The sequence below is a fragment of the Streptomyces sp. NPDC005533 genome (genome assembly GCF_042871845.1).
Lineage (GTDB): Bacteria > Actinomycetota > Actinomycetes > Streptomycetales > Streptomycetaceae > Streptomyces.
On record NZ_JBIAJH010000137.1, the window covers coordinates 1 to 3,345 of the forward strand.

At 66.7% G+C, this 3,345-nt stretch carries 1 protein-coding gene and 1 pseudogene; both read right to left on the minus strand.

Annotated features, from left to right (window positions below; translation table 11 throughout):
- Nucleotides 1-108: 108 nt before the first annotated feature.
- A protein-coding gene (locus ACFYP3_RS37245; RefSeq protein ID WP_388842529.1) for an IS5 family transposase occupies nucleotides 109-953 on the minus strand; the annotation gives its coding sequence in 2 pieces (ribosomal slippage) (nucleotides 109-623 and nucleotides 623-953; 846 coding nt in all).
- A 1,464-nt stretch (nucleotides 954-2,417) separates the two neighbouring features.
- Nucleotides 2,418-3,255, minus strand: a pseudogene (locus ACFYP3_RS37250) (transposase); the annotation flags it as partial.
- Nucleotides 3,256-3,345 lie beyond the last annotated feature (90 nt).

Here is a 3,345-nt window from a genome sequence, read left to right on the forward strand (position 1 = left end):
GACCCCAAGCCTTTCGTCTGGACGAAGACAGCCGACCAGATCCTTGAGTCCCTCGCCTCGTACTGCCGGCGAATTACTGACTCAGCACACTAGGCAGTTTCCTTCGGATCACCTTGCGGACCAGATGAAGATGGCGGCGAGGTGGAGTCCGGCCAGGTAGATGGTGGCGGTCTTGTCGTAGCGAGTGGCCAGGCCGCGCCACTGCTTCAGCTTGTTGATGCACCGCTCGACGGTGTTCCGCTGTTTGTATGCCTCGCGGTCGAAGGCCGGCGGACGGCCGCCCCGACTGCCGAGCCGCTTTCGGTTAGCGGCCTGGTCCGCGGGCTGAGGAATCACCGCCCGGATTCCACGTCGGCGCAGGTGAGAGCGGATCGCCCGGGACGAATACGCCTTGTCGGCCAGGACCACGTCCGGGGTGATCTTTGGGCGACCGATCCGCCGGGGTACCCGTAATCGGTCCATGACCTGGGTAAACGCGGGTGCGTCACCGGCCTGGCCCGGCGTGAGGACGAACGCGAGCGGCCTGCAGCGGCTGTCTGCCGCAAGGTGGATCTTGGTGGTCAGTCCGCCGCGCGAGCGTCCGAGGGCATGATCGGCCGGCTCGCCGGCCGGGGCCCCTTTTGACGGGCCCCGGCGGCGTGCTGGTGGGCGCGGACGATCGTGGAGTCGACCGCGACGACCCAGTCCAGGTCGCCCTCGGCGTCGGCCTGGGCCAGCAGAGCGGTGAAGACCTTCCCCCAGGTGCCGTCGGCGGCCCACATCCGAAGCCGGTTGTGGGCGCCCTTCCACGAGCCGAAGTGCTCGGGCAGGTCCATCCACGGAGTGCCGGTGCGGTACTTGAACGCAATCGCGTCGATCACCTGCCGGTGATCACGCCACCGACCGCCCCGCTTCGGGGTCCGGTCCGGCAACAACGGCTCGATGCGGGCCCACTGGGCATCAGTCAACGACACACATCAACCAACGATCCGATGATCTGAAGGAAACGGCCTAGACCCGTCTACCACCGGTCGGCTTCCGCCCCTGACCTGAACCTGTGGAAGGTATCGGGGCGATTCGAGGTCGGAACAGCCAAGCCAACACGGCTTTCACTGAACCCGACTGCCTCATCCCTCTCCTACGACGCGACTCCCCAACCAGATCCAACCGCGCCGACCTCATCGATGGATGCGTCATCCTGAGCGGTCTCGCGCCGACGACCCTGCGCCTCCAAATACAGGGGGGAGTGCTGGACGGCCCAGCCAGTCAACGACGTTGCGGTGATAACCCGTCAGGGTGAATGCTGCCCGAAACGGGTCTGAGTGCGCGCGGCGGAGTCCATACTCGAATCCCCTCTCGTCTTGTGCAGAGGTGGGTGGAGCCGGGACGGCCGACGCGGTTACTAAGCCGATGGCGGCCGTCCCGGGGTGGCCCCGGCAGTCCCTAACCGCTCGACGTCTGCGGGGGTCGTCACTAGTCCAGTGCGCTGCATGGTGACTGCCAGATCGATCTCGTACCTAGGACTTCGCGGCGCTGGCGGCCTGGCGCGTGCGGAGGCCATGCAGGCCGCAGCCGTCGGCGGCGGATGACGGCGGTCAGTAGATACTCCGCGTAGGCGGTCACTTAGCGCCCCACTGACGGCCATCGAATTCACCAAGAGCCTGAAACTCCCCCACAACCGAGCACTGACGGCTCTGGCCCTCCCAGGAAGGCCCAACGCTGGGAACCCGTTGAAATCGAGCGCGTCCTTCTCTCGGGGAAGCCGCCGACCGAGACGCCGCGGACCTCCGTACTCGCCGTCAGTGTGCTTGTTGTCGGTCTTCCGTCTTCTCTGTAAACAGCTGCCGACAGCCAGGCTTCCCCGGCGCCGATGATCTCCCGGGGCTTGAGCCTCTATCCTGCCGGCCCAGCCGACGACACTTCGCGTATGCCCGTCCTCCGAACCTTCGGCACAAGATTCTGGTCGTTGTGGTGGGGGAGTGCTGGCTCTCCGATCTTCCAGTCCGGACCTTAAATCCGGGGCCGGATTACGTCGAGCATGCGGAGGTCGAATGCGGATATGTGCTGCACTGCGGTGTTGGGCGAGACGAACCGATCCAAGCCAGCGCGACACACAGTCAGCCGCAGGTAACATGGCCGACAGCCAATGGCGTACGGCGGAACCAAGAGCGTTGCCAAGTGGGTGTAGGCCGTTCAGGCCACCAGCCGCACGCGCGGCGCGTCGTCAGCAGCACCGACCGCAAGCAGGCCGCCGCGTAGGTCGTTGGCGGGGCCGGTGTCCGTGTACAGACCGGGTATATCTGTTGGTAGCGTTGACCGCGCGAATCGTACGCTGTCAGCGGATCGCGAGAAGCAAGGGAAGGCCCCTCACCGGGGCCATCCCTTGGTCGGCTTCGATGTCGAGGCCGACCAGGTCGTCCTCCTGGCTGAGCCGCTGGTCACGTGACCGCGGCCGTCGGCCGCGGTTCATAGAAGGTGCCGTCGCGGAGCATTGCGAAGAGGAGTCGGCGCGGCGTCTGGCGAGGCAGGGCAGGGCTTGGGTGTGGTGCTTGCCCTGGGCGATCTTCGTGTCGTAGTTGGCCCGGGAGGCCGGGTGGCCCAGGGTCGCGAACGCGGAGAAGAAGAAGGCCCTTTTTCAACTGTTCGTTTCCCGGTCGGGACGGCTGTTCTCCACGGATCGAGGACTCTGAGCTGCGGGAGGCGGGGGCGAGTCCGGCGTAGGCGGCGAGGTGGCCGGCGGTCGGGAAGGTGCTGCCGTTGCCGGCCTCGAGGAGGGTCCTGGCTCCGGTCCTGGCTCCGGTTCCCGGCATCGAGGTCGGGGCCTTCGAAAGAGTGGGGGCCTCCAGGGGTTCCTCGATCCGTCCGGCCAGCATTCTCCGCTGGTCAAGGACGGCGGTCAGGGATCCGGCCAGGCTCGGGATGATCAGTGTCGCCGCCTCGGTTCCCGGAACGGTGGCGGTCTGCTCGTCCAGAGCAGCGGAGATGTCCTCGACTGCCGCTCGGCTATTTTCGGGGTCTTTGGCCATCACAGCGTGACCGGGCGGCGCCGTCCGGCCTTGCGGATCTGCGTCGGTGGCCCGAATCGCTGGAGCAGCGTGGGGACGGCCGGGTGCTGCAGCCGCGGCCCCAGGACCCGTTCCAGCGACGACGGATCTGGGTCAGCAGGCCGTGTAGCCGGTTGGCGCCTCTGGTCGCTTCGCCGGCCAGGCCGTCGTCGAACCCGACGATCATCTCCAGCTCGGCGATCGTCTCGTCCTCGCCGTCGATCGCCCGGAGCAATAGTCAAGAGTTGTGGATCGGTGGGGTTGTTCAGGCTGCGGTGGTCTCGGGGTGGTCGGTGAGGTGGCCGTTGTGGAAGCGGGCGCC